We start from the raw sequence: 21,668 nt of genomic DNA, 5'->3' as shown, positions 1-21,668 counted from the left end.
AGATCAATTGCGTCGCCACGACAGAACTGCACCGACGGCTGCGCCGATCCCGGCCGCGGCCGCCAGACCGCCTGCGGCCCGCTTCTGCGACCCCTCGTACACCGGAGCCAGGTAGACGGGCTCGGGCTCGGGATCGTCGCCGAACTCCACCTCGTCGGTGATCAGGTACTCCGCGTTCTTCGGGTTGGACGCACTCCACGCCGCCGCGTACAGGACGATGCGTGAGGCCAGGTAGGCGAACACCATGACACCCAGGATGGGTCCGAACGCCGCGGCGGCCGGGCTGCTGAGCACCGACTTGAGGTAGATCGCGCCGAGCGACTTGAGGATCTCGAAGATGATCGCGACGGCCAGCGCCGCCGACGCCACGACCCGCACCGGGACCTTCTGCACGGGCATCTGCGACAGGACGATCGAGAACAGGAACCACGTCGCACAGATGGACGCGACGATCGACGCCAAGCGCAGCAGCGCCTCACCCCACATGGTGTCGTCGATGTGGAGGAGTTCGAGCACCCACTGTCCGATCGGCCCGGTGGTCGCCACGGTCAGGCCGATCGTCGCCGCGAACAGCAGACCGAGTCCGACGAACATCCCGAGGTCGACGAGTTTGCCGACCACCGCATTGCGCTTGCGTCGTCCGCCCCACATGTCGCTGAGCCCGTTGCGGGTGAGGCCCATCCAGCCGAGTCCGGTGAGCGCGGCGCTCAAGAGACCGACGACGCCGACGGCGCGGCGGGAGTCGATCGCGGAGTCGATGATGTCGTTGAGCTGTGTGCCGAGTTCGCCTGGCACGTTCTCGATCACCGCGTCGGTGATCTCCTGGATCAGTTCGGGCCGGCTCGCGAGCACGAAGCCCGCGATGGCGAACGACACCATGAGGATCGGCACCAGCGAGAGCATGCCGATGAAGCTGATGGCGGCCGCATACATGTTGCCGCGACGCGCGTTGTAGTGCTCTTGCATGCCGAGCAGCCGCCCCAACCACGGCCAACGCACTTTGAGTTGCTCGAACAGTGCCGGTAGTCCGGCGAAGAAGGCTTTGATCCGGTTCACGCGGTTCCTCGGGTCGTCGTCTTTCGCGGGCAGTCGTCACTCGCAGGTCGGGTCAGCCCTTCGGCGCGACGAACCCTACCTTCTCGTACACGTCGGCGAGCGTCGTGGCCGCGACCTCGCGGGCGCGAGCGGCGCCGTCCGCCATGATCGTGTCCAGGTAGGTCTTGTCGGCGAGGATCTCCTCGACCGCGCCTCTCAGCGGCGACACGAAGTCGGTGAGGATCTCGGCCGTCTCGACCTTCAGGTCACCGTAACCTCTGCCGTCATAGGATTGGACGATCTCGTCGATACTGCGGCGCGTCAACGCCGATTGGATCGTCAGCAGGTTCGACACACCCGGCTTGTTCTCCCGGTCGAACGCGATCACCCGGTCGTTGTCGGTGACGGCCGACCGGATCTTCTTGGCCGAACGCTTCGGATCGTCGAGCAGGTTGATCACGCCCGCGTCGGTCTCGGCCGACTTGCTCATCTTGGCCGTCGGGTTCTGCAGGTCGTAGATCTTCGCGAACTCTTCGACGATGTGCGCTTTGGGGACGGTGAGCGCCTTGCCGAAGCGCTTGTTGAAGCGCTGCGCGAGGTCGCGCGTGAGTTCGAGGTGCTGACGCTGATCCTCGCCGACGGGCACCGCGTCCACCTGGAACGCGAGGATGTCGGCCGCCATCAGGATCGGATAGGTGAACAGGCCGACGCCTGCCGCGTCCTGCCCCGCCTTGGCCGACTTGTCTTTGAACTGAGTCATCCGGCCGGCCTCGCCGAATCCGGTGATGCAGGTGAGAACCCAGGTCAGCTGCGCGATCTCGGGGACCTGCGACTGCGCGTAGATCGTCGCCCGCTTCGGGTCGACGCCGACGGCGAGCAGCTGCGCGATGCTCCGCCGCGTCCGGTCCCGCAACTGCTCCGGATCGAACGGCACGGTGATCGCGTGCATGTCGGGGATGAAGTAGAAGGCGTCGAAGTCCTCCTGCAGCTCGACCCACTGCTTCACTGCGCCCAGGTAGTTGCCGAGGTGGAACGAATCACTCGTCGGCTGGATGCCGGAGAGGACGCGGCGGCGCGGAGTCGCTGAAGGAGTGGTCATAGACCGATTGTTTCAGATCGGCTCAACCGAGTTTTCGCCCCGGTCAGGCGAACTCGGCACTCACGGGCGCGTGGTCGGACCAACGACGGTCGTACGCGTCCGCGCGGTCGACCCAGGTGCGCTGCAGGCGGCCGGCCAGCGCAGGCGATGCCAAGTGGTAGTCGATGCGCCACCCGGAGTCGTTGTCGAACGCCTTGCCGCGCCACGACCACCACGCGTACGGGCCGTCGACGTCGCCGTGATGCTCGCGGGCGACGTCGACCCACCCCGAGTCGAGTCGGGCGCCGACCCATTCGCGTTCGTGTGGAAGGAAACCGGAGTTCTTGCGGTTGCCCGTCCAGTTCTTGATGTCGCGTTCGGTGTGGGCGATGTTCCAGTCGCCTGCGACGACGATCTGCCGACCAGATGCGAGCAGCCCGTCGAGGTACGGCCCGAATTCGTCGAGGAAGCGCACCTTCTCCTCGTACTTCTCGACGTCCTTCGGATCGTCGGTGAGGGAGGCTCCGGACGGAAGGTAGAGACTCGCCGCGGTCACGGTGTCCCCACCGAACTGGAAGTCCGCTTCGATGTACCGGCCGAGTCCGTCGAACTCGTTGCTGCCGAACCCGATTCGGACGGCAGTGGGCTCCCTGCGCGACAAGACGCCGACGCCCGCGCGGCCTTTCACAGTCGACTCGGTCATCGCCAGATGCCATCCGTCGTCGAGCGCGGGAGCGAGCGCCTTGCGGGCGATCGCTTCGGACGCCCGGACTTCCTGCAGCAGCACGACGTCCGCTGAGTACTCGTTGAGCCAGGGCAGCATTCCGTGGTTGTTCTCGTTGCGCGTCTTGACGGCGGCGCGGATGCCGTTGACGTTGACGGTCGCGATGGTCAGCGGGGAGGCAGTCACGGTCCCCGACCCTAGCCGGTGGTGCCGACAGCAGTGCCACTGCCGGCGGCCGCACCGCGCCGGTCCACCAGGACGGCCACGCTGAGGATCGCCGCGCCACTGAGCGCGAACACTGCGCCGATGAGCGACGGCGCACGGTAGCCCCAGCCCAGTGAGATGACGAGACCGCCTGCCGCGGCGCCGATCGCGTTCGCGACGTTCAACGCGGAATGGTTGAGGGCTGCGGCGATGGTCTGCGCGTCGTGCGCCACGTCCATCAGCCGGATCTGCAGTCCGGGGAGCGCTATCGACCCCGAGGATCCGACGAGGAAGGCGACGATGATCGCAGGCCAGCCGGTGCTGACGACGAGTGCGAACAGTCCGAGGGCGACGGCCGCAACGGTCATGCCGATCACGATGGCGCGTTCGCCGAGCCGGTCGGCGAGTCGTCCGCCGACGATGTTGCCGGTCACCATGCCGAGCCCGAACAGTGCGAGCGCGATCGGGACGGTCCACTCGGCGAGTCCGCCGAGGGTCGTCAGCGCGGTGTTGAGATAGGTGTAGAACGCGAAGAAGCCGCCGAAGCCGATCATGCCGACCACCAACGTCAGCCAGATCTGTCTGCTCTTGAGGCCGCCGAGCTCGGTCCGCGGATCCGTAGTCGCCATGTCGTTCAGACTCGGCATCACCTTCCACAGCGCGGCGACGGTGACGACTCCGATCACGACGACCATCGCGATGGCGCTACGCCACCCGAAGTGCTGACCGAGCCACGTCGCCGCAGGCACACCGAGGACGTTGGCCACCGACAGTCCGAGCATCACCTGTCCGACGGCCTGCGCGCGGCGTCCCGGTCCCGCGAGGTGTGCGGCGACGAGTGCGGCGACACCGAAGTAGGCGCCGTGCGGGAGGCCGGCGATCACTCGCGCGACCATCAACATTCCGTACGACTGCGCCACCAGACTCAGCGCGTTGCCTGCTGTGAACGCGACCATCAGCCAGATCAGCAGCGACCGCCGGGACATCCGGGATGCGGCCACGGCGATGACCGGCGCACCGATCACGACGCCGATCGCATACGCCGAGATGAGGTGTCCGGCTGTCGGCTCGTCGATTCCGAGGTCGCCCGCGATGTTCGGCAGCAACCCCATGGCCACGAATTCGGTGGTGCCGATGCCGAATCCGCCGAGCGCGAGGACGATCACGATGAGCGCCAGCCGACGTGGAGAATGCCCCGAGTCGCCGGAGCGAGTCGGGGTGGCCGGGGCCGTTTCGAGGGTCACAGACGTTTCACGCACAGTGTCACAACGCAGCCGATGCGGCGATGCATTCCGCTCCGGCCCGTGATGTCGGACACCGGTCGCCCAGATCGTCGAAAACGTGAGATGCCGCACGTTACCCACTGGTACGGGAACCGCGTCCCACCTGTGCGTACACAGGTTCTTCACACCTTTTCCCGCACCGCGGCAACTCGCATGTTCCGCGCAGTTTAGGTACAAGACACTTCTGTCCATGTCACGAAATGTGGCTCCGCTCGAGAGAAAGGACCGTCGTGCCGACGGCCCGCAACGTCACCGGCTTCCTTGTCAGGTTTCCCGCCCCCGCAGCACGGTTCGCGACCGCGCCCGGACAGGTGGAGCCGCCGGACGTCTGACACAGGGTGAATCCCGCCGACCACGAGGCGGCGACGCATCAGCGTCGCCCGATGTGAAAGTGATTCCTCAATGACAGACTCGATAACTCTCTCGGGCCCGATTGTCCTGCTGCTCTACGTGGCGTTCTTCGGGTCCAGCCTCTACATCGCGATGCGCATCAGCCGTCGCAAGGAGAACGCCGACGGCTACATGACCGGCGGCGGCAAGATCGGATTCGGCATCTCGTCCGCGTCGATGACCGCCACGTGGATCTGGGCGTCGTCGATGTACGCCTCCGCGACGTCCGGCTACACCTACGGCATCTCCGGCCCGATCCACTACGGGTTGTGGGGCGCGCTGATGATCCTGCTCATCTACCCGTTCGGTCGCCGTATCCGAAAGGTCGCACCGAACGCCCACACCATCGCCGAGGTGATGTTCGCGCGGCACGGCCGGTCCAGCCAGCTCCTGCTCGCCGGATCGAACATCCTCGGCAGCCTGATCAGCCTGACGTCCAACTTGATCGCGGGCGGCGCGCTGGTCGCCATGCTGTCGCCGTTCTCGTTCACCCAGGGCATCATCGCGATCGGCGGCGGCGTGCTGCTGTACACGCTCTGGTCCGGTTTCCGCGCCTCGGTGCTGACCGACTTCGTGCAGGTCGTGTTCATGCTCGGCGCGGTGGTCATCATCATTCCGGTGGTGTTCTTCGCCGCGGGCGGTCCTGATCTGTTCACGACGGGTGCAGGCAATCTGACCGAGGCGCAGGGCAACTTCTTCTCCTCGGATGCCTTCTACAACCAGGGCGCCCCGTACATCGCGGCCGTCCTCGCCTACGCGATCGGCAACCAGACGATCGCGCAGCGTCTGTTCGCGGTTCGGGAAGACTTGATCAAGAAGACGTTCATCACCGCGACCTTCGGCTACGGTTCGGCGATCATCGGCATCGGCATGCTCGGTGTGCTCGCGCTCTACTCGGGTCTCGAGCCGATGGACGGCGACGTCAACAACCTGATCCCGCAGATGGCCGCCACGTACCTGCCCGCGATCCTGCTGTGCCTGTTCTTCATCATGATCATCGGCTCGCTGGCCTCTACCGCGGACGCCGACATGACGGCCCTCGCGTCGATCGTCATGGCCGACATCTACGGCCAGAACATCGCAGGTAAGAAGAAGGCCAACCCGGCGACGATGGTGCTGATCGGCCGAATAACGATGATCGTGGCGACCTGCGCCGCCCTTGTGTTCGCGGGAAGCAACCTGAACATCCTCGATCTGCTGGTGTTCGTCGGTGCTCTCTGGGGCGCCCTGGTGTTCCCGGTGATCGCGTCGTTCTACTGGAACCGCGTCACGAACATGTCGTTCAGCGTCGCGGTGGTCGTCGCGCTCGCGTTCTTCCTCCCGGTCCGCTTCTCGTGGATCTCGATGGACGGCTGGGTCGGCATCTTCTTCGACGTGCTGTCGACCATCGGCGTCGGCGTCGTGCTCGGCCTGATGGCGTTCGGGTTCTTCGGCAAGAAGCCCGCGTTCGTCATCGGCTTCGTCTCCATCGTCGCCGCCGCTCCGTTCGCCATCGGGTTCCTGCACCAGTACGCGGTCCTGTCGGGTTCGCTGGTCGCGTACGCGGTCAGCACTTTGGTGTGCGCCGGTTTGACGATGCTCAACAAGGGCCCGCGCTTCGACTTCGACGTGATCGCGGTACGCACCGGCGACTTCGACGAGCGCAGTGAAGAGGCTCGGGGCGAGGATCTCGACGCCGAATTGGATCAACTGGAGAATGACTCCGTCGCCGCGAACCGAGAGGACGAAGGCAAATGAACGCATTCTGGATGACTGTCTATGTGCTGATCTGGCCGCTCATCACGCTGAGCACTCTCACCGTGATCGTCCGCGCCTTCATCAAGGAGTGGCGCGAGGCCCGCAAGGAGGGACGCTCCATCGTCTGATGTGATCGTCTGATGTGTGCCTCTGAGCCATGATGCGCCGCCCGCCGTTCGGTGGGCGGCGCATCGTCGTCTGCGCCCTTTTTCGCGCAGCTCAATAACACACGCCCACACCCCAGCGGAAGGGTTTAACCTCCAGGTGGTCGGGCACTCTCATGTCCGAATATCGGTGCGATATTGTCATTGATAGGTCATGAGTGTCAGCGATGAGCCCCGGCTTGCTGACCGGCAACCCTCCAACCGCGGTGGGGTGCTCCGGGTGATGACCTGGCGGCGCCGGAGAACAGCTTCGAAGCCGCAAGCGCGGGTCCGAAGGTCGGACCCAGAACAAGCGGGCCACGGCCCTGCCGACCACAGAAAGTGATGACGTCCCATGTCTGACGCCGCGAACTGGAGTTTCGAGACCACGCAGGTACATGCCGGGCAGGTCGTCGACGAGACCACCAACGCTCGTGCTCTGCCGATCTACCAGACCACGTCGTACGTGTTCAACAACACCGATCACGCCGCGAACCTGTTCTCGCTCGCCGAGCCGGGCAACATCTACACGCGCATCATGAACCCCACGCAGGACGCCGTCGAGCAGCGTCTTGCCGCTCTCGAGGGCGGCGTCGCAGCACTCCTCGTGTCGTCCGGTCAGGCCGCAACGACCTACGCGATCCAGAACATCGTCGAGGCCGGCGGGCACGTCGTGTCCAGCCCCCGTATCTACGGCGGCACGTTCAACCTGTTCCACTACACGCTGCCCAAGTTCGGCGTCGAGGTGTCGTTCGTCGACGATCCCGACGATCTCGAGTCGTGGAAGGCCGCGATCAAGCCGAACACGCGCGCCCTGTTCGGTGAGACCATCGCGAACCCGCACAACCAGATCCTCGACGTCGCAGGGCTGTCGAAGGTCGCGCACGACGCAGGCCTCCCGCTGATCGTCGACAACACCGTCGCCACCCCGTACCTGCTGAACCCGCTCAAGCACGGAGCCGACGTCGTCGTGCACTCGGCCACCAAGTACATCGGCGGCCACGGCACCTCCATCGGCGGCGTCCTGATCGACGGCGGCACCTTCGACTGGCGCGTCCAGCGTGACGGCAAGGACCTGTTCCCCGGTTTCACCACTCCGGACCCGAGCTACAACGGAGTGGTCTTCGCCGACCTCGGCGCCCCGGCGTACGCGCTCAAGGCGCGCGTCCAGCTGCTGCGCGACACCGGTTCGGCGATCTCGCCGTTCAACGCGTTCCTGCTGGCGCAGGGCATCGAGACGTTGAGCCTGCGCGTGGAGCGTCACGTCGCGAACGCCCAGAAGGTCGCGGCGTTCCTCGAAGCGCACGATCAGGTCACGTCGGTATCGTACGCGGGCCTCGAGTCGTCGCCGTACTACAAGCGCGGCCAGGAGCTCCTGCCCAAGGGCCAGGGTGCGATCATCGGTTTCGAGATCGAGGGTGGTGTCGAGGCGGGCAAGAAGTTCGTCAACGGACTCTCGCTGCACAGCCACGTCGCCAACATCGGTGACGTGCGTTCGCTGGTGATCCACCCGGCGTCGACCACGCACAGCCAGCTGGCGGGCGACGAACTGCTCGCCGCAGGCGTCACCCCGGGCCTGGTCCGTCTGGCCGTCGGCATCGAGGGAATCGACGACATCCTCGCCGATCTGACCGAAGGCTTCAAGGCCGCCAAGTGATTCGAGCACGCCAAGGGGGCGTCCGGTGTCGGTGAGTGCCGACCCGGCCGCCACGACGTTCGACCCGGACTGGGCTGACCGCCCAGACGGGTCAGACGTCGTCGTGCGCATCGGCGATCTCGCCCTCGACTCGGGGGCGGTCCTCGCCGACGTCACGGTCTCCTTTCAGAAGTGGGGTCGTCCCAACGCTGCGCGCGACAACATCGTGCTCGCGCTGCATGCGCTGACGGGCAACTCGCACGTCACCGGCCCCGCCGACGACCGGTTCTCGATGACCGGCTGGTGGGACGGACTCGTGGGACGCGGCGCCGCCGTCGACACCGACGAGTGGTGCGTCCTCGCACCGAACTCGATCGGCGGATGCTACGGCTCCACCGGTCCCGGATCGATCGCGCCGGACGGCCGACCGTGGGGTTCACGCTTCCCCATGCTGACCGTCCGCGACCTGGTCCGCTCCGAGCAGATCGCGTTCGACCAGATCGGTATCACCCGATTCGCCGCTGCCGCAGGCGGATCGATGGGCGGCGCACGCGCACTGGAGTGGATCGTCTCCCACCCCGAGAAGTTCGACGCCGCACTGATTCTCGCCGTCGGCGCACACGCGTCGGGCGACCAGATCGGCACCCAGACCACCCAGATCGCCGCCATCAAAGGCGACGCAGACTGGCAGGACGGCGACTACTACGGCACGGGCCGCGCGCCGATGACCGGGATGGGCGTCGCCCGGCGAATCGCCCACCTGTCGTACCGCAGCGGACGCGAGCTCGACGATCGGTTCGAGAACCGGCCGCAGGGCGACGAGGATCCGCTCAACGGCGGCCGCTACGCGATCGCCAGCTACCTGGAGTACCAGTCGGAGAAGTTGAAGACCCGGTTCGATCCGGGCAGCTACGTCGTGTTGTCGGACGTGCTGAACAACCACGACGTCGGACGCGGCCGCGGTGGCTGGAAGGCCGCGTTGAACGGCTGCACCGTCCCGTCGGTCGTCGGCGGCATCGACTCGGACCGGCTGTACCCGATCTACCAGCAACAGCAGATCGCCGACGAGCTCGCCGGCACGATCGGTGACCTCCGCGTGATCGAGTCCGACGCGGGCCACGACGGCTTCCTCACCGAGAAGGAACCGATCAGCGAGTTGCTGCGCGAGACCATCGCGTTGGCGCGGGCGCAGCGTCGCTGACTCCGCCGAGTCAGATGCCGGGTGAGGCGACCCAGCATTCGACGAGTCGCCCGTCTTCGATGCGCAGGATGTCGTTCCCGGACGAGTAGTCCGTCTCCCCTGCGCGCAACGCTCCATGGCTGATCCATCGCGCCGCGACGAATCCATCGCCGCCGAACGGCTCCACTTCGAGCGAGTACGTGAGCTCGGTGTGCGTCGCCTTCACCGCGGCGACCAGCGCCGCGAGCTTCCCCGGACCGATCACGTCCGTCGTCGGCCAGTGCCCGACGAACTCCTCGTCAACGAACTCCTCCGCGATCTCCGCGAGCTTCGCGCGGTCGTTCGGACCGTTCCAGATGTCGTCGATCCACCGGCGATACAGGTCCGTCTCGATGTTTTCGTGCATACTCCACCGTCGCACACTTCTCGCGGCGCGCTGCCGCTGGTCGAGCTCTTCCTCCGCCGGTCGAGCGGAGTCGAGCCCCTCCCTCCGCCGGTCGAGCGGAGTCGAGACCCCCACACGCCGGTCGAGCCCTCCTCCGTTGGTCGAGCGAAGTCGAGACCCCCACACGCCGCTCGAGCCCTTCCTCCGCCGGTCGAGCGAAGTCGAGACCCCACACGCCGCTCGAGCCCTTCCTCCGCCGGTCGAGCGGAGTCGAGACCCCCTCAGGACCCCAGCGAGTCGATCGACGTCGCAAGCCAGAGCACGGATGCGCCCAGAACAGCCATGGTCGCAACGTCGAACGGCCGACTCCGAATCTGCAGCAACCCGACGCGAGGGGTCGGCAGCAGTGCGCGGATGGTGCCGGCGACCAGCAGCGCCGACCCGAACACGAAGGCGCCGCGGCGCCAACGGTCCAGGAGGACGAGCACAGCGGCCACGGCTACCAGCGCGAGCACCACGTAGAACGGGATGTTCACGATGTAGCCGTGGATCCGGCGTGCTCGCCGGAGCTCGTCGACGCGGTCGTCTGTCATCAGGAGCTCGCGGCGGCCAATTGCTGTTCGGCCCGCTCGACGACGTTCGCGAGCAGGAAGGCGCGGGTCAACGGTCCGACGCCGCCCGGGTTGGGCGAGACGGCTCCGGCGACGTCCCAGACCTCGGGGGCGACGTCGCCCTTGAGTCCTTCGTCGGTGCGGGAGACGCCGACGTCGATGACGGCTGCGCCGGGCTTGGCCATGTCGGCGGTCACGAGGTGTGCGACGCCGGCCGCCGCGACGACGATGTCGGCGCGGCGGATCTCGGCGGCGAGGTCACGAGTGCCGGTGTGGCACAGGGTGACGGTCGCGTTCTCGCTGCGACGGGTCAGCAGCAGCCCGATGGGGCGGCCGATGGTGACGCCGCGGCCGATGACGGTCACGTGTGCGCCGTCGAGCGGGATGTCGTAGCGACGCAGGAGGTGGATGACGCCGCGCGGTGTGCACGGGAGCGTCGACTCCTTGCCCAGGACGAGACGCCCCAGGTTGATGGGATGCAGGCCGTCGGCGTCCTTCTCCGGTGCGATCCGTTCGAGGGCCGCGTTCTCGTCGAGGTGCTTCGGGAGGGGCAGCTGGACGATGTACCCGGTGCACGTCGGATCGGCGTTGAGTTCGTCGATCGTCGCGTCGAGTTGTTCCTGCGTGATGTCGGCAGGCAGATCCTTGCGGATCGATGCGATGCCGACTTTCGCGCAGTCGGAGTGCTTGCCCTTCACGTAGCTCTGCGAGCCGGGATCCTCTCCGACCAGCACCGTCCCCAGTCCGGGGGTGATGCCTGCCGCGCGGAGTACGTCCACGCGCGCCTTCAGGTCAGTGAAGATCTCGTCTCGGGTGAGCTTGCCGTCCAGTCGAATCGCCGTCACGGTGTTCCATTGTTCCACGCGTCGGTGGAACGACCGATCAGGCGGCCACCAACTGCTGCGAACGTGCGACGGCGAGGAACTCCTCGACGGTCACGTAGAAGCCGGTGGCGTCGTCGATCTGGAACCAGACGGTCTGGTTCGGATCGAGATCGGTCGTGTCAGTGTTGATCGTGTTGTTCGTAAACATGTGTATGCCTCCTCGGCATGGGTAGTCGGCAGCGACGCGGCGCGTCACTGCTGTGCAAGTCGTGGGTCTTGGGCTCCGAATTCGCCCGTATCTCCGCTTGCGCGGAGTGTCTTCGCCGTGTCGGCGAAGCATCTTCGCTGATCGAGCGGGTTATTCCGTCGGTCGAGCGAAGTCGAGACTTCATTGAGGCTCTCGTTGGTCGCTGCGCTTTGTAACGGCGCGCGATCCCAGACCCAGAGTTCCTCAGGAGATTCGCAACGGTGCTCGCGGATCGTGAGATGATCGACGCTGTTTGTTGCGGACATACGAGTCTCGCACGAATGTTCGGTGTATGTCAAGGGATTCGGCTGGGGCATAGACTCTGTCCGTGTTCCGGATCATGTACTACGCGCCCTGCATCCCGCCCAACACCGGCAATGCGATTCGGATCGCGGCCAACACCGGCTGCGAACTGCACCTGATCGAGCCGCTCGGTTTCTCGATGTCCGACACGCAGGTCAAGCGCGCGGGGCTCGACTATCACGAGATGGCGAACGTGACCGTTCATCCGGACCTGCAGACCGCGTGGGATCGGCTCAAGCCTGAGCGGGTGTTCGCCTTCAGCTCGCACGCGACTCGCTTCCACACCGACGTCGAGTATCAAGCGGGCGACGTCCTGCTGTTCGGCCCGGAGCCCACCGGACTGCCCGACGACGTTCTCAATGACGTGCACATCACCGAGCAACTGCGGATCCCGATGCTCGCCGACCGCCGCTCGATGAATCTCGCGAACGCGACCAGCGTCGCCCTCTACGAAGCGTGGCGTCAGCACGGGTTCGACGGCGCAGTGTAACTTCTTTACCGCTGGTCGATCCCCCCACCGCCGGTCGAGCGAAGTCGAGACCCCCGCCGGTCGAGCGGAGTCGAGACCCAGTCCCACACGTCAATGCCAGCGACCACAGCGCATCCAGTTGAGCGAGTCGAAGGGTCGAGACCCCTACCCGCCACTGCTCCCCCGCCACCGCAGCGGCGCTTCCCCGTACTCCTCGACCGCGTGCGCCGCCATCCCGATCGTCCTGCCGTATTGGAACAGGACTTCACCTGCTCGCGGACCGAGGCCCAGTTCGCGCGCGATCACGGCGCTCGCGAGATCAACGTTCACTGCTCGGCCTGCACGGGCAACGATCTGGTCGGCAGCGGCGAGCACAGCTGAATCAGGCACATCGCGGCGAATGCGGTCGAACACGATCTTCGCCCGCGGATCCGGTCCGCGATAAATGACGTGCCCGAACCCCGGCAGCCTGCCCTCGACCACGGCGTCGGCCAAGGCCCGGTCGACGGGCGTCCCGTCGACGACTGCACTGACCAACTCGTACGCCGCAGCGGGCGCCCCGCCGTGCAACGGCCCGGACAGCGCCGCGTAGCCGGCGAGCAGAGCGTCGAAGACACCGGCGCGCGCCGACGCCGCGACTCGTGCGGCTGTCGTCGACGCGGCGAGTCCGTTGTCGATCAACGTCGTCGCCAGTAAGTCCACCCAGGGGTGCGCGAAGTCGATCTCCGGGACTGCCGCTGCGAGAACGGGAACCAAGCCGAGGACGCGAGAAGACGTATCCGTGCGGTCGGAGCGGAGCGGATCGTGCGCGGCGATCACCGCGACGGTGAGCGGGATCCGTCGTTCCACGTCGACGGCCGCGATCGGCGAGTTCTCAACGGTCGGCGCCCGGAGCGGCTCGTCCACGTCGAGCACGAATCGTGCGGCGGCCGCGAAGTCCATCTCGGCGCACACCACCGAGATGTCGCGTCCTCGCAGGTAGAGCCGTCCATCGCGGATCGACGACACCTGCGTCGACACCGCACGGAAGCGCAGCAAGCGGTCGCCTGCGCGTCGCCCGTCGTGTTTCGCGTCGGCGAGGGAATCGATCTGAGTGCGGTTGAACAACGACTCGGACTGTCCCGGCTGTCGCTTGGACTCCAGAACGCCGCGACTCACATACGAGTACAGCGTTCCGCGCTTGACGCCGAGCCGCGCAGCAGCCTCCGACGTGGTGATCCACTGGTCCACGCGGTTGATTCAATCAACATTGCGGACATTGATCAACAGCGTGATGATCGAGTCATGAGCACACCGATCAGCGTTCCCCGCGGCTTGAAGAACGTCATCGTCACCGACACCGAGATCGGCGACGTCCGAGGCGAGGAGGGCTTCTACCACTACCGCGAGTACGACGCGACCGACCTTGCGCGCTCGTCGACGTTCGAGGACGTCTGGCATCTGATGGTGTTCGGCGCTCTCCCGTCGCCGGAGCAGTCGGCGGCGTTCGCGCGCCGGGTTGGGCCGCTACGCACGATCGACGGCGCGACCGTCGACCTGTTGCGTCAGGTAGTGACTCCGGGCGTCGAACCGCTCGCCGCGCTACGCGTCGCGCTGGCCGCGATCGGTGTCGGCGATCGGCCGCTGTTCGACATGGACGAGACCGAGCGCATCAACGCCGCGCTGCGGGTGGCCGCCGTCGTCCCCACGATTCTCGCTGCCGCACAACGACTCTCACAGGGCAAGGACGTGCTCGACGCAGACCCCGACGCCGATCACGTCTCCGACTATCTGCGGATGGCGACTGGGGCAGCGAACCCCGAGTCGGCCGACTCCCTGCGCACGTACCTGATCACGACGATCGACCATGGCTTCAACGCGTCGACGTTCGCGGGGCGCGTGGTTGCCTCCACCGGGTCGGACATGACGTCCTCAGTTCTCGGCGCGCTCGGCGCGTTCCTCGGCCCGTTGCACGGCGGGGCTCCGAGCAGGGCGCTCGCCGCGCTGGAGGAGATCGGCGACCCGTCGAACACCCGCGACTGGGTCCGCGGCCGGATCGAGCGCGGCGAGATCATCATGGGATTCGGTCACGCCGTGTACCGGACTCACGATCCGCGTGCCGAGCTTCTCAAATCCGTTGTCCAGCGGCGGTACCGGACTTCGCTGGTCCGGCAGGCTACGTCCGTCGAAACCGAGATCGAGGCGGCGATCAATGAACTGAAGCCCGGTCGAAAGCTGTACGCGAACGTCGAGTTCTATGCCGGCGTCCTGATGCACGAGGTCGGGCTGCCGCCCGAGATGTTCACGCCTACCTTCGGCGTCGCCCGCGTCGTCGGCTGGACGGCCAACATCCTCGAGCAGGCCGCCGAAGGCAAGATCATCCGGCCCGTCGCCCGCTATGTCGGCCCCGAACCGCGGCGCGTGTGATCTCGACTCTCATTTCCGCTGGTCGATCCTATTTCTGCTGGTCGAGCGAAGTCGAGACCCCTCACGCCGGTCGAGCGGAGTCGAGACCCTTTTGCCGGTCGAGACCTCAACACCAATCCCGCGACCGCGACCCGACTTTCAGATCGAGCTTGCTCAGTCGGTCGGCGACGACGGTCACCGCGCCTTCGGCGTTCTGCACCTTGCCGCGGATCAGGAGGGCGGACGAAGTCTGGGCGAGCGTCCGGTACCGAGACCAGAGGCCTACCGAACACACCACATTGACCATCCCGGTCTCGTCTTCGAGGTTCACGAACGTCACGCCGGACGCCGTGGCCGGTCGTTGCCGGTGCGTGACCGCTCCCCCGACCAGTACACGGGTGCCGTCGGGGACGGCGAGCAACCCGTCGGCGGGTATCACTCCCATCGCGTTCAGGCGAGGCCGCAAGTACTGCGTCGGGTAGGCGCGCGGCGATATCCCGGTCGAGATCGCGTCCACCGCAGTCAATTCCACCTCCGACATGCCGGGCAGTGTCGGTGCGTCGCGCGGTGAGGTCACGTCGAGTTGGTCGTCTCGCAGCCCGGCGGCGGCACCCGCCTCCCACAGCGCAGCACGACGATCCAGCCCGAAGCATTCGAAGGCGCCGGCCGTCGCCAACGACTCCAACTGCGGCACCGTCAGTTCTGTCCGACGCGACAGGTCGGCGACCGACGTGAACTGACCCGACTCTCGCGCGTCGACGATGCGCTGCGCGGCGTCGTCCGACAGTCCGCGGACCGCCGCCAACCCAATCCGCACGTCGAGTCCGTCGTTCTCCAGCCACGCGTACCGCCTCGAGAGGTTCACGTCCGGCCGATGCACTTGGACGCAGTGCCGTCGCGCATCGGCGACGAGGCTCTGCGGCGAGTAGAAGCCCATCGGCTGCGCGCGCAGCAGTGCCGCGCAGAAGACCGCCGGATGGTGCAGCTTGAACCACGACGAGTAGAAGACGATCGACGCGAAACTCTGCGAATGACTTTCGGGGAAACCGAAATTGGCGAACGCGGCCATCTTCTCGTAGATGCGGTCGGCCACCGCCCCCTCGATCCCGTGCGTCTGGCGCATCCCGTCGTAGAAGCGTCTGCGCAGCCGTTCCATCCGCTCCGGCGACCGTTTGGATCCCATCGCGCGCCGCAACTGGTCGGCTTCGGAGGCATCGAAGCCGGCGACGTCGACCGCCACCTGCATCATCTGCTCCTGGAACAGCGGGATGCCGAGCGTCCGGTCGAGCGACTTGTGCATCGACGGATGGTCGACGGTCACCGGTTCTTTGCCGTCGCGGCGGCGGATGTACGGGTGCACCGATCCGCCCTGGATCGGTCCCGGTCTGATGAGTGCGACTTCGACGACGAGGTCGTAGAAATTCCGCGGCTTCAACCGCGGCAGTGTCGCCATCTGGGCGCGCGACTCCACCTGGAACACACCGACCGAGTCCGCGCGGCACAGCATGTCGTAGACGGCTTCCTCGGTCAGGTCGAGCGTCGCGAGGTCGACGTCGATCCCCTTGTGCTCGCGGACGAGGTCGATCGCGTAGTGCAATGCCGACAGCATGCCGAGGCCGAGGAGGTCGAATTTGACGAGGCCGACGGCGGCGCAGTCGTCCTTGTCCCACTGCAGGACGCTGCGGCCCGGCATGCGCGCCCACTCGGTGGGACACACGTCGGCGATCGGTCGGTCGCAGATCACCATTCCCCCGGAATGGATCCCGAGATGTCTTGGCATGGAGGAGATCTGCGATGCGAGATCGCGGACGTCGTCGGGTGCGGAGTCGGGGATCTTGCTCCACGCGTCCTGCTGGCCAGGCGCGTATCCGAGAGCGCGCGCCATGTCGCGGACGGCGGAGCGGCCCCGATAGGTGATGACGTTGGCGACCTGGGCGCTGTGCGAGCGACCGTGCCGTGAGTACACGTACTGGATCACCTCTTCGCGGCGGTCGGATTCGATGTCGACGTCAATGTCGGGCGGGCCGTCGCGCTCGGGCGAGAGGAACCGCTCGAACAGGAGGTGGTTGCCGACCGGGTCGACGTTGGTGATGCCGAGTGCGAAGCAGACCGCGGAGTTCGCCGAACTCCCCCGCCCCTGGCACAGGATGTCGTTGTTCTTGCAGAACGAGACGATGTCGTGGACGACGAGGAAATACCCGGGGAACGTGAGCGTCTCGATGATCGCGAGTTCGTGGTCGAGCTGCCGGTACGCGTCGGGTCGTTCGGCTCGCGTCCCGTAGCGGCGCACCGCCCCCTTCTCGGTGAGATGTCGCAGCCAACTGGCTTCGGTGTGGCCGTCGGGGACGTCGAACGGCGGCAGGTTCGGCGCAATCAGCCCGAGGGAGAACGCGCAGTCGGCGGCCAACTGGACGGCGTTGTCGATGGCGTCGAGGTGCGCGGGCAGCAGCCTGGCCATCTCGTCTCCGCTGCGCAGATGCGCTCCGCCGACGCCGGGCAGCCAACCGTCGATGGTCGTGATGTCGGTGCGCGCGCGGACGGCGGCCACCGCGGTCGCGAGCTTGCGGTTCGACGGCCCGGCGAAGTGGGCGCCCGTCGTCGCGACCGTCGACAGTCTCATCTCAGTGGCCAGGTCGGCCAGGATCGCGTTGCGTTCGTCGTCGTCGGAGACGCCCGTCGCCGTCAGTTCGACTGCCACGTTCGACGCTCCGCACCGCTCGACGAGGTCGCCGAGCGCGTCGCGTGCGCCGACGCGTCCGGCGCGTGCGAGTCCACGGCGCACTGAGCCTTTGCGGCAGCCGGTGAGGATCTGCCAGTGCCCGCCCGAGGCCGCGGCGGTGATCGCGTCGGCGTCGTATCGCAAGAGCCCTTTCTCGCCGCCGGTCATGTGCGCGTCGGCGATGACCCGCGACAGTCGGCGATAGCCTTCGTCGCCGCGCGCGAGGATCAGCAGGTGGTCGCCGGGCGGATCGACGGCTCCGGCACGCGGCGCGTCACGCTGCAGCGACAGTTCGGCGCCGAACACGGTCGGCATGCCGAATTCGCGGGCGGCTTCGGCGAAGCGGACGACTCCGTAGAAGCCGTCGTGATCGGTCAACGACAGCGCTGTCAGCCCGAGCCGCTGCGCCTCCTCGACCATGGCCTCGGGCATCGACGCGCCGTCGAGAAAGCTGTACGCACTGTGCGCGTGCAGTTCCGCGTAGTCGACGGTCGACGTCCCGTGCGCGATGTCGGCGGCCACGTATTCGCCGCGCTTGCGCGACCACGCGGGCGAGTCCCCGCCGTCGCCGGGAACCGACCCGTTGAACGTGGGCGGAAACGTCTCGCCGCGTCGGTCGTCCGCCCCCGGGGCCCGCCCCGAGAGCACTCTCTCCATCTCCGACCAGGTCGGCGGACCGTTACTCCAACCCATCCCACAAGTATAGAACGTACGTTCGAGTATCGGAACAGTCGGAGTCGGCGGCTACTCCGCAGGCCACCCCACCGGGTACTCGGCGGCCGTCTCCTCGAACCGTCGGTACAACTGCTTGCGTTTGCGCGACGACAACCGGTCGCCGAAGACCATCCCGTTCAGGTGGTCGGTCTCGTGCTGCAGGCATCGACCGAAGGTGCCGCCTCCGGTCAGCGTGACCGGGTCGCCGTACTGGTCGAATCCGCGGCACGTCGCGACATCCGGGCGGTCGACGTCGACGAACGCGCCGGGTAGCGACAGACATCCTTCGTCGTACGAGACGAGGCGCCGCTCGTCCCCCTCGGGCAGCTCGCACTCGGGATTGCAGACGACGCCGGTGCGGCGTCGCCCGGTCTCGTCGGTGCAGTCGTAGATGAAGGCGGCCAGGTCGACGCCGATTTGCTGCGCCGCAAGACCCGCGCCCGACGCGGCCTGGTTGGTCGCGAACATGTCGGCCAGAAGCTGTTGGAACGCGTCGCCGAAGTCGGTCACCGGCCTGGCCCGCCGATGAAGGACGGGGTCGCCCCACCGGACGATCGTGCGGGCAGTTCCGAGACGTAGTAGTTCAGCGACAGGCATGGCCTTCACGCTTCACCGCGGCAGGTCGGACGTCAAGGGATCACACAAACAAGGAAGCCCCGACCACAGAGGTCGAGGCTTCTTCAAGAACAGCCGAAGCTGCATCTGACAAGAACGCTACCACAGCTTGGTATTTATGCCAGATTAATTCACTATGACCGACCCCTCGAAGGTGCTCGCGCATCTGCATGACGCACGGCTCGCTCATTACCGCCGACACTGCTCGGACGACACCGAGGTTCTCAATCTCTACGTGTGGAACGTCGACGTAGCGTCATCGCTCAGTGCACTCCTCGGAATTGCGGAAGTCTCGATTCGCCACGCCATCGACACCAAGCTTCGTAGCTACGCAAACGACATAGCCGGAACCACCAAGTGGATTGAGAAGCTCGACGAACTTCCCGACCTCATGGACGCGTTCAATACAACACGCCGCAATCTGTACAAGGCTGCAGACGAGTCACGCAAGACACGTCCGGTTCATCACCCCCGACACGGTGTGACGATCAACCACGATGACCTCGTCGCGCACATCATGTTCGGCACCTGGGGCCAACTTCTCCCCGAAAGGTTCCGATCCGACCGGCTCGACCCTCAGGGCAGACCCGTTCAAGACCAGGACAACCTCGCGGCTCGCCGCAGACTCTGGCGAGAGTCGCTGCACGCTGGGTTTCCCAACATGAAAAACGACCCCCGAGGGTTCAACACCGGTAACAAGGTCCGCGACCTCCGACGTCTGAGAAATCGTGTTTCGCATATGGATTCACTGCTCTACGTCGACATCGAGCATGTCCACGACCGTGTATTGATGCCACTTCTCAACAGCATCAGTTTCGACCTTCGAGACTGGGCGATGGAGCAGAGTCGAGTTCACGACGTTCTTCGACGTCGCCCCTGACTTCTCCGACCGCCTCGCCCGACGCTTCCGTCCATCCACACACGAGACAAATGTGAGAACCTGTTTCAGTGACCGGATATCTCGTGACAGGGGCGAGCGGCTTCATCGGCCGTCGCGTCCTTCAGCGACTGCTCGACGCAGACGCCGACGCTCGCATCACCACCCTGGTGCGGCCCGGCTCGGTGCCGTCCTTCGCACGCCTGCTCGAAACGATCCCCGGCGGCGACCGCGTGGTCACCGTGCCGGGCGATCTCACGGTCGACGGACTCGACATCCGTGACCTCAGCGATCTCGGCGACATCGACCACGTCATCCACCTCGCCGCGATCTACGACATGGCGGCCGACGCCGCGTCGCAGGAGGCGGCGAACGTCGAGGGCACGCGCCGGGTCGCTGCTCTGGCCGTCGACCTCGACGCCATGCTGCACCACATCTCGTCGATCGCGGTGGCTGGCGACTACGACGGTGCCTTCACCGAAGCCGATTTCGACAAGGGACAGTGTTTCCCGACCCCGTATCACCGGACCAAGTTCGAGGCCGAGAAGGTCGTCCGCGACACCCCTGACCTGAGGTGGCGCGTCTACCGTCCGACCGCAGTGGTCGGCGATTCGCGGACCGGCGAGATGGACAAGATCGACGGCCCCTACTACTTCTTCGGGCAACTCGCGTCGCTCGGCAAGCTGCCGTCGTTCATGAAGGTGCCGATGCCCGACCTCGGACGGATCGAACTGGTGCCGGTCGACTACGTCGCCGACGCGATCGTCGCACTCGTCGACCACCGACCCGCCGACTCCGGTCTGGTGTTCCACCTGGCCGACCCGACGCCGCACACCATCACCGACATGGTGAACGCGCTGGCTCCGGCGTTCGACGCGCCGCGCGGTTTCGACGTGGTGCCGAACGCACTGGTCCGACCGTTCCTCGCCGCCGGCTCCCGGGGCCCACTGCGCGCCGCACGCGATCTGGTGGTCGGTCAAATGGGCATTCCGCCGGTGATGGCCGACCTCGTCTCGTTGCCCGTCGACTTCCGCAGCGACGAGTCCGTGACGACACTGCGTGGCCTCGGCGTCGAACTGCCCGACCTGAACGACTACGGCCCGCGCCTGTGGCGCTACTGGTACGACCATCTCGATCCGGCGCGGTTCCGTCGCGCGGATGCACGCGGCCCGCTGGTCGGCAAGAACATCCTGATCACCGGCTCCTCAGCAGGCATCGGCCGGGCGACGGCCAGCATGTGCGTCATGCGCGGCGGGAACGTCTTCCTGGTGGCCCGCGACGTCGACCGACTCGCGGAGGCCGTCGCCGAACTGGAGGCCGACACTCCGGAAGACGGCTTCCCCTTGGGCCGCGCCTACGCGTATCAGGCCGACATCACCGATGAGGCTGCGGTGCAGACGGTCGTCAAGTCGATCATCGCCGAACACGGCTACGTCGACGTGCTGGTCAACAATGCCGGCCGCTCGATCCGCCGGTCGACGTTGAACTCGGTGAACCGTTCGCACGACTATCAGCGGACGATGGCCGTCAACTATTTCGGGGCGGTCTACATGACGCTCGCGCTGCTGCCGCACATGGTCGCGCGCCAGACAGGCCATGTGGTGAACGTGTCGTCGATCGCGGTTCAGAGTCGCGGTCCGCGGTTCGGCGCGTACAGCGCGTCGAAAGCAGCACTCGAAGCGTTCAGCGCAGCGACGGCGGCGGAGACGCTGTCGGACCACATCACCTTCAGCACTGTCCGACTCCCGTTGACGCGGACTCGGATGATCGCTCCGACCGACGCCTACGAGTCCCAGCACGGCGTCTGGAGTGTCGACAAAGCTGCGACCCGCGTCCTTCACGCCATCGTCGACCGCCCGAAGCGCGCCAACACCTTCCTCGGCGATCTCGTCGACGCAGGCCACAACCTCCTCCCCCGCCTGACCACCCGCATCATGCACCAGGAGTTCCTCATGGTCGGCGAGTCGAGCGCCGCCCTCGGACAGAAGAACTAGCGCCCGCTCGCCGGTCGAGCCTCCCCGCTGGTCGAGCGCCTTTCTGTTGGTCGAGCGAAGTCGAGACCCCGCTGGTCGAGCGCCTTTCCGCTGGTCGAGCGAAGTCGAGACCCTC

19 protein-coding genes and 1 riboswitch are annotated in these 21,668 nt (G+C 66.3%); of the genes, 8 read left to right on the top strand and 11 right to left on the bottom strand.

Translation table 11 applies throughout. The annotated features are described in order from the left end of the window. Window positions 1–3 precede the first annotated feature (3 nt). Genes L5G32_RS09525 through L5G32_RS09510 form a run of 4 tightly spaced genes read right to left on the bottom strand, consistent with a single transcriptional unit; the run spans window position 4 to window position 4,285 of the window. The gene (locus tag L5G32_RS09525) at window positions 4–1,056 is read right to left on the bottom strand and encodes a YhjD/YihY/BrkB family envelope integrity protein (RefSeq protein ID WP_237010798.1); all 1,053 of its coding nucleotides are present in this window, start codon (window positions 1,054–1,056) and stop codon (window positions 4–6) included. A gap of 52 nt (window positions 1,057–1,108) precedes the next feature. Further along, window positions 1,109–2,134: a tryptophan--tRNA ligase gene (gene trpS / locus L5G32_RS09520; RefSeq protein ID WP_237010797.1), complete on the bottom strand. Its 1,026-nt coding sequence runs from the start codon at window positions 2,132–2,134 to the stop codon at window positions 1,109–1,111. 43 nt (window positions 2,135–2,177) lie between these two features. Further along, entirely contained in the window at window positions 2,178–3,023 is an 846-nt protein-coding gene (locus tag L5G32_RS09515) for an exodeoxyribonuclease III (RefSeq protein ID WP_237010796.1), read from the bottom strand. Between the two features lie 11 nt (window positions 3,024–3,034). Further along, entirely contained in the window at window positions 3,035–4,285 is a 1,251-nt protein-coding gene (locus L5G32_RS09510; RefSeq protein WP_372491669.1) for an MFS transporter, read from the bottom strand. A gap of 441 nt (window positions 4,286–4,726) precedes the next feature. On the opposite strand from L5G32_RS09510, the gene L5G32_RS09505 reads away from it, so the two are divergent. From L5G32_RS09505 to metX, 4 genes are all read left to right on the top strand, one after another. Beyond that, the gene (locus tag L5G32_RS09505) at window positions 4,727–6,451 is read left to right on the top strand and encodes a sodium:solute symporter family protein (RefSeq protein WP_237010795.1); all 1,725 of its coding nucleotides are present in this window, start codon (window positions 4,727–4,729) and stop codon (window positions 6,449–6,451) included. Further along, on the top strand, window positions 6,448–6,579 hold the full coding sequence (locus L5G32_RS09500) for a putative transporter small subunit (RefSeq protein WP_237010794.1): 132 nt from the start codon (window positions 6,448–6,450) through the stop codon (window positions 6,577–6,579). Before L5G32_RS09505 ends, L5G32_RS09500 begins: the two co-directional genes overlap by 4 nt. Window positions 6,580–6,765: 186 nt before the next feature. Further along, window positions 6,766–6,886: riboswitch (SAM riboswitch) on the top strand. A gap of 63 nt (window positions 6,887–6,949) precedes the next feature. Beyond that, window positions 6,950–8,251: a bifunctional o-acetylhomoserine/o-acetylserine sulfhydrylase gene (locus L5G32_RS09495; RefSeq protein ID WP_237010793.1), complete on the top strand. Its 1,302-nt coding sequence runs from the start codon at window positions 6,950–6,952 to the stop codon at window positions 8,249–8,251. A 25-nt stretch (window positions 8,252–8,276) separates the two neighbouring features. Further along, window positions 8,277–9,431 (top strand): homoserine O-acetyltransferase MetX, encoded by a 1,155-nt coding sequence (metX, locus tag L5G32_RS09490; protein WP_237010792.1) that lies wholly within the window; start codon window positions 8,277–8,279, stop codon window positions 9,429–9,431. A gap of 10 nt (window positions 9,432–9,441) precedes the next feature. Here metX and L5G32_RS09485 read toward each other — a convergent pair whose 3' ends face one another. The 4 genes from L5G32_RS09485 to L5G32_RS09470 all read right to left on the bottom strand — a co-directional run bounded on the left by L5G32_RS09485 (window position 9,442) and on the right by L5G32_RS09470 (window position 11,438). Continuing rightward, a complete protein-coding gene (locus L5G32_RS09485) occupies window positions 9,442–9,816 on the bottom strand; it encodes a nuclear transport factor 2 family protein (RefSeq protein WP_237010791.1) in 375 nt (124 codons plus the stop codon). A 260-nt stretch (window positions 9,817–10,076) separates the two neighbouring features. Then, on the bottom strand, window positions 10,077–10,388 hold the full coding sequence (locus L5G32_RS09480) for a DUF3017 domain-containing protein (protein WP_237010790.1): 312 nt from the start codon (window positions 10,386–10,388) through the stop codon (window positions 10,077–10,079). Then, complete coding sequence (locus tag L5G32_RS09475; protein ID WP_237010789.1) at window positions 10,388–11,251, bottom strand: bifunctional methylenetetrahydrofolate dehydrogenase/methenyltetrahydrofolate cyclohydrolase; 864 nt, start codon at window positions 11,249–11,251, stop codon at window positions 10,388–10,390. Before L5G32_RS09475 ends, L5G32_RS09480 begins: the two co-directional genes overlap by 1 nt. A gap of 37 nt (window positions 11,252–11,288) precedes the next feature. Beyond that, window positions 11,289–11,438: a hypothetical protein gene (locus L5G32_RS09470; RefSeq protein ID WP_237010788.1), complete on the bottom strand. Its 150-nt coding sequence runs from the start codon at window positions 11,436–11,438 to the stop codon at window positions 11,289–11,291. A gap of 367 nt (window positions 11,439–11,805) precedes the next feature. Between L5G32_RS09470 and L5G32_RS09465 the strand changes: the two genes are divergently transcribed. Further along, complete coding sequence (locus tag L5G32_RS09465) at window positions 11,806–12,270, top strand: tRNA (cytidine(34)-2'-O)-methyltransferase (RefSeq protein ID WP_237010787.1); 465 nt, start codon at window positions 11,806–11,808, stop codon at window positions 12,268–12,270. Between the two features lie 144 nt (window positions 12,271–12,414). Here L5G32_RS09465 and L5G32_RS09460 read toward each other — a convergent pair whose 3' ends face one another. Further along, window positions 12,415–13,479, bottom strand: coding sequence for a citrate synthase (locus L5G32_RS09460; RefSeq protein ID WP_237010786.1), 1,065 nt, complete (start codon window positions 13,477–13,479; stop codon window positions 12,415–12,417). A 54-nt stretch (window positions 13,480–13,533) separates the two neighbouring features. Between L5G32_RS09460 and L5G32_RS09455 the strand changes: the two genes are divergently transcribed. Further along, on the top strand, window positions 13,534–14,655 hold the full coding sequence (locus L5G32_RS09455; RefSeq protein WP_237010785.1) for a citrate/2-methylcitrate synthase: 1,122 nt from the start codon (window positions 13,534–13,536) through the stop codon (window positions 14,653–14,655). 106 nt (window positions 14,656–14,761) lie between these two features. On the opposite strand, the gene L5G32_RS09450 is transcribed toward L5G32_RS09455, so the two are convergent. Together L5G32_RS09450 and def are read right to left on the bottom strand one after the other, a co-directional pair. Next, on the bottom strand, window positions 14,762–18,046 hold the full coding sequence (locus tag L5G32_RS09450; RefSeq protein ID WP_237010784.1) for an error-prone DNA polymerase: 3,285 nt from the start codon (window positions 18,044–18,046) through the stop codon (window positions 14,762–14,764). 51 nt (window positions 18,047–18,097) lie between these two features. Continuing rightward, entirely contained in the window at window positions 18,098–18,664 is a 567-nt protein-coding gene (gene def, locus L5G32_RS09445) for a peptide deformylase (RefSeq protein ID WP_237010783.1), read from the bottom strand. A gap of 154 nt (window positions 18,665–18,818) precedes the next feature. Between def and L5G32_RS09440 the strand changes: the two genes are divergently transcribed. Both L5G32_RS09440 and L5G32_RS09435 read left to right on the top strand, forming a co-directional pair. Next, window positions 18,819–19,562, top strand: a complete 744-nt coding sequence (locus L5G32_RS09440) for a hypothetical protein (RefSeq protein WP_237010782.1) — start codon at window positions 18,819–18,821, stop codon at window positions 19,560–19,562. Window positions 19,563–19,630: 68 nt separating this feature from the next. Continuing rightward, window positions 19,631–21,553, top strand: coding sequence for an SDR family oxidoreductase (locus L5G32_RS09435; protein ID WP_237010781.1), 1,923 nt, complete (start codon window positions 19,631–19,633; stop codon window positions 21,551–21,553). Window positions 21,554–21,668 lie beyond the last annotated feature (115 nt).

Source organism: Gordonia zhenghanii (assembly GCF_021738965.1).
GTDB classification, from domain to species: domain Bacteria; phylum Actinomycetota; class Actinomycetes; order Mycobacteriales; family Mycobacteriaceae; genus Gordonia; species Gordonia zhenghanii.
This window is presented reverse-complemented; position numbering and strand designations above follow the sequence as displayed.

Excerpts from the sequence above, each read along its gene's own strand:
- trpS (WP_237010797.1), bottom strand. The coding sequence starts at position 2,134 with ATGACCACTCCTTCAGCGACTCCGCGCCGCCGCGTCCTCTCCGGCATC.
- L5G32_RS09505 (WP_237010795.1), top strand. The coding sequence starts at position 4,727 with ATGACAGACTCGATAACTCTCTCGGGCCCGATTGTCCTGCTGCTCTAC.
- L5G32_RS09500 (WP_237010794.1), top strand. The coding sequence starts at position 6,448 with ATGAACGCATTCTGGATGACTGTCTATGTGCTGATCTGGCCGCTCATC.
- L5G32_RS09495 (WP_237010793.1), top strand. The coding sequence starts at position 6,950 with ATGTCTGACGCCGCGAACTGGAGTTTCGAGACCACGCAGGTACATGCC.
- L5G32_RS09485 (WP_237010791.1), bottom strand. The coding sequence starts at position 9,816 with ATGCACGAAAACATCGAGACGGACCTGTATCGCCGGTGGATCGACGAC.
- L5G32_RS09480 (WP_237010790.1), bottom strand. The coding sequence starts at position 10,388 with ATGACAGACGACCGCGTCGACGAGCTCCGGCGAGCACGCCGGATCCAC.
- L5G32_RS09470 (WP_237010788.1), bottom strand. The coding sequence starts at position 11,438 with ATGTTTACGAACAACACGATCAACACTGACACGACCGATCTCGATCCG.
- L5G32_RS09455 (WP_237010785.1), top strand. The coding sequence starts at position 13,534 with ATGAGCACACCGATCAGCGTTCCCCGCGGCTTGAAGAACGTCATCGTC.
- L5G32_RS09450 (WP_237010784.1), bottom strand. The coding sequence starts at position 18,046 with ATGGGTTGGAGTAACGGTCCGCCGACCTGGTCGGAGATGGAGAGAGTG.
- def (WP_237010783.1), bottom strand. The coding sequence starts at position 18,664 with ATGCCTGTCGCTGAACTACTACGTCTCGGAACTGCCCGCACGATCGTC.
- L5G32_RS09440 (WP_237010782.1), top strand. The coding sequence starts at position 18,819 with ATGACCGACCCCTCGAAGGTGCTCGCGCATCTGCATGACGCACGGCTC.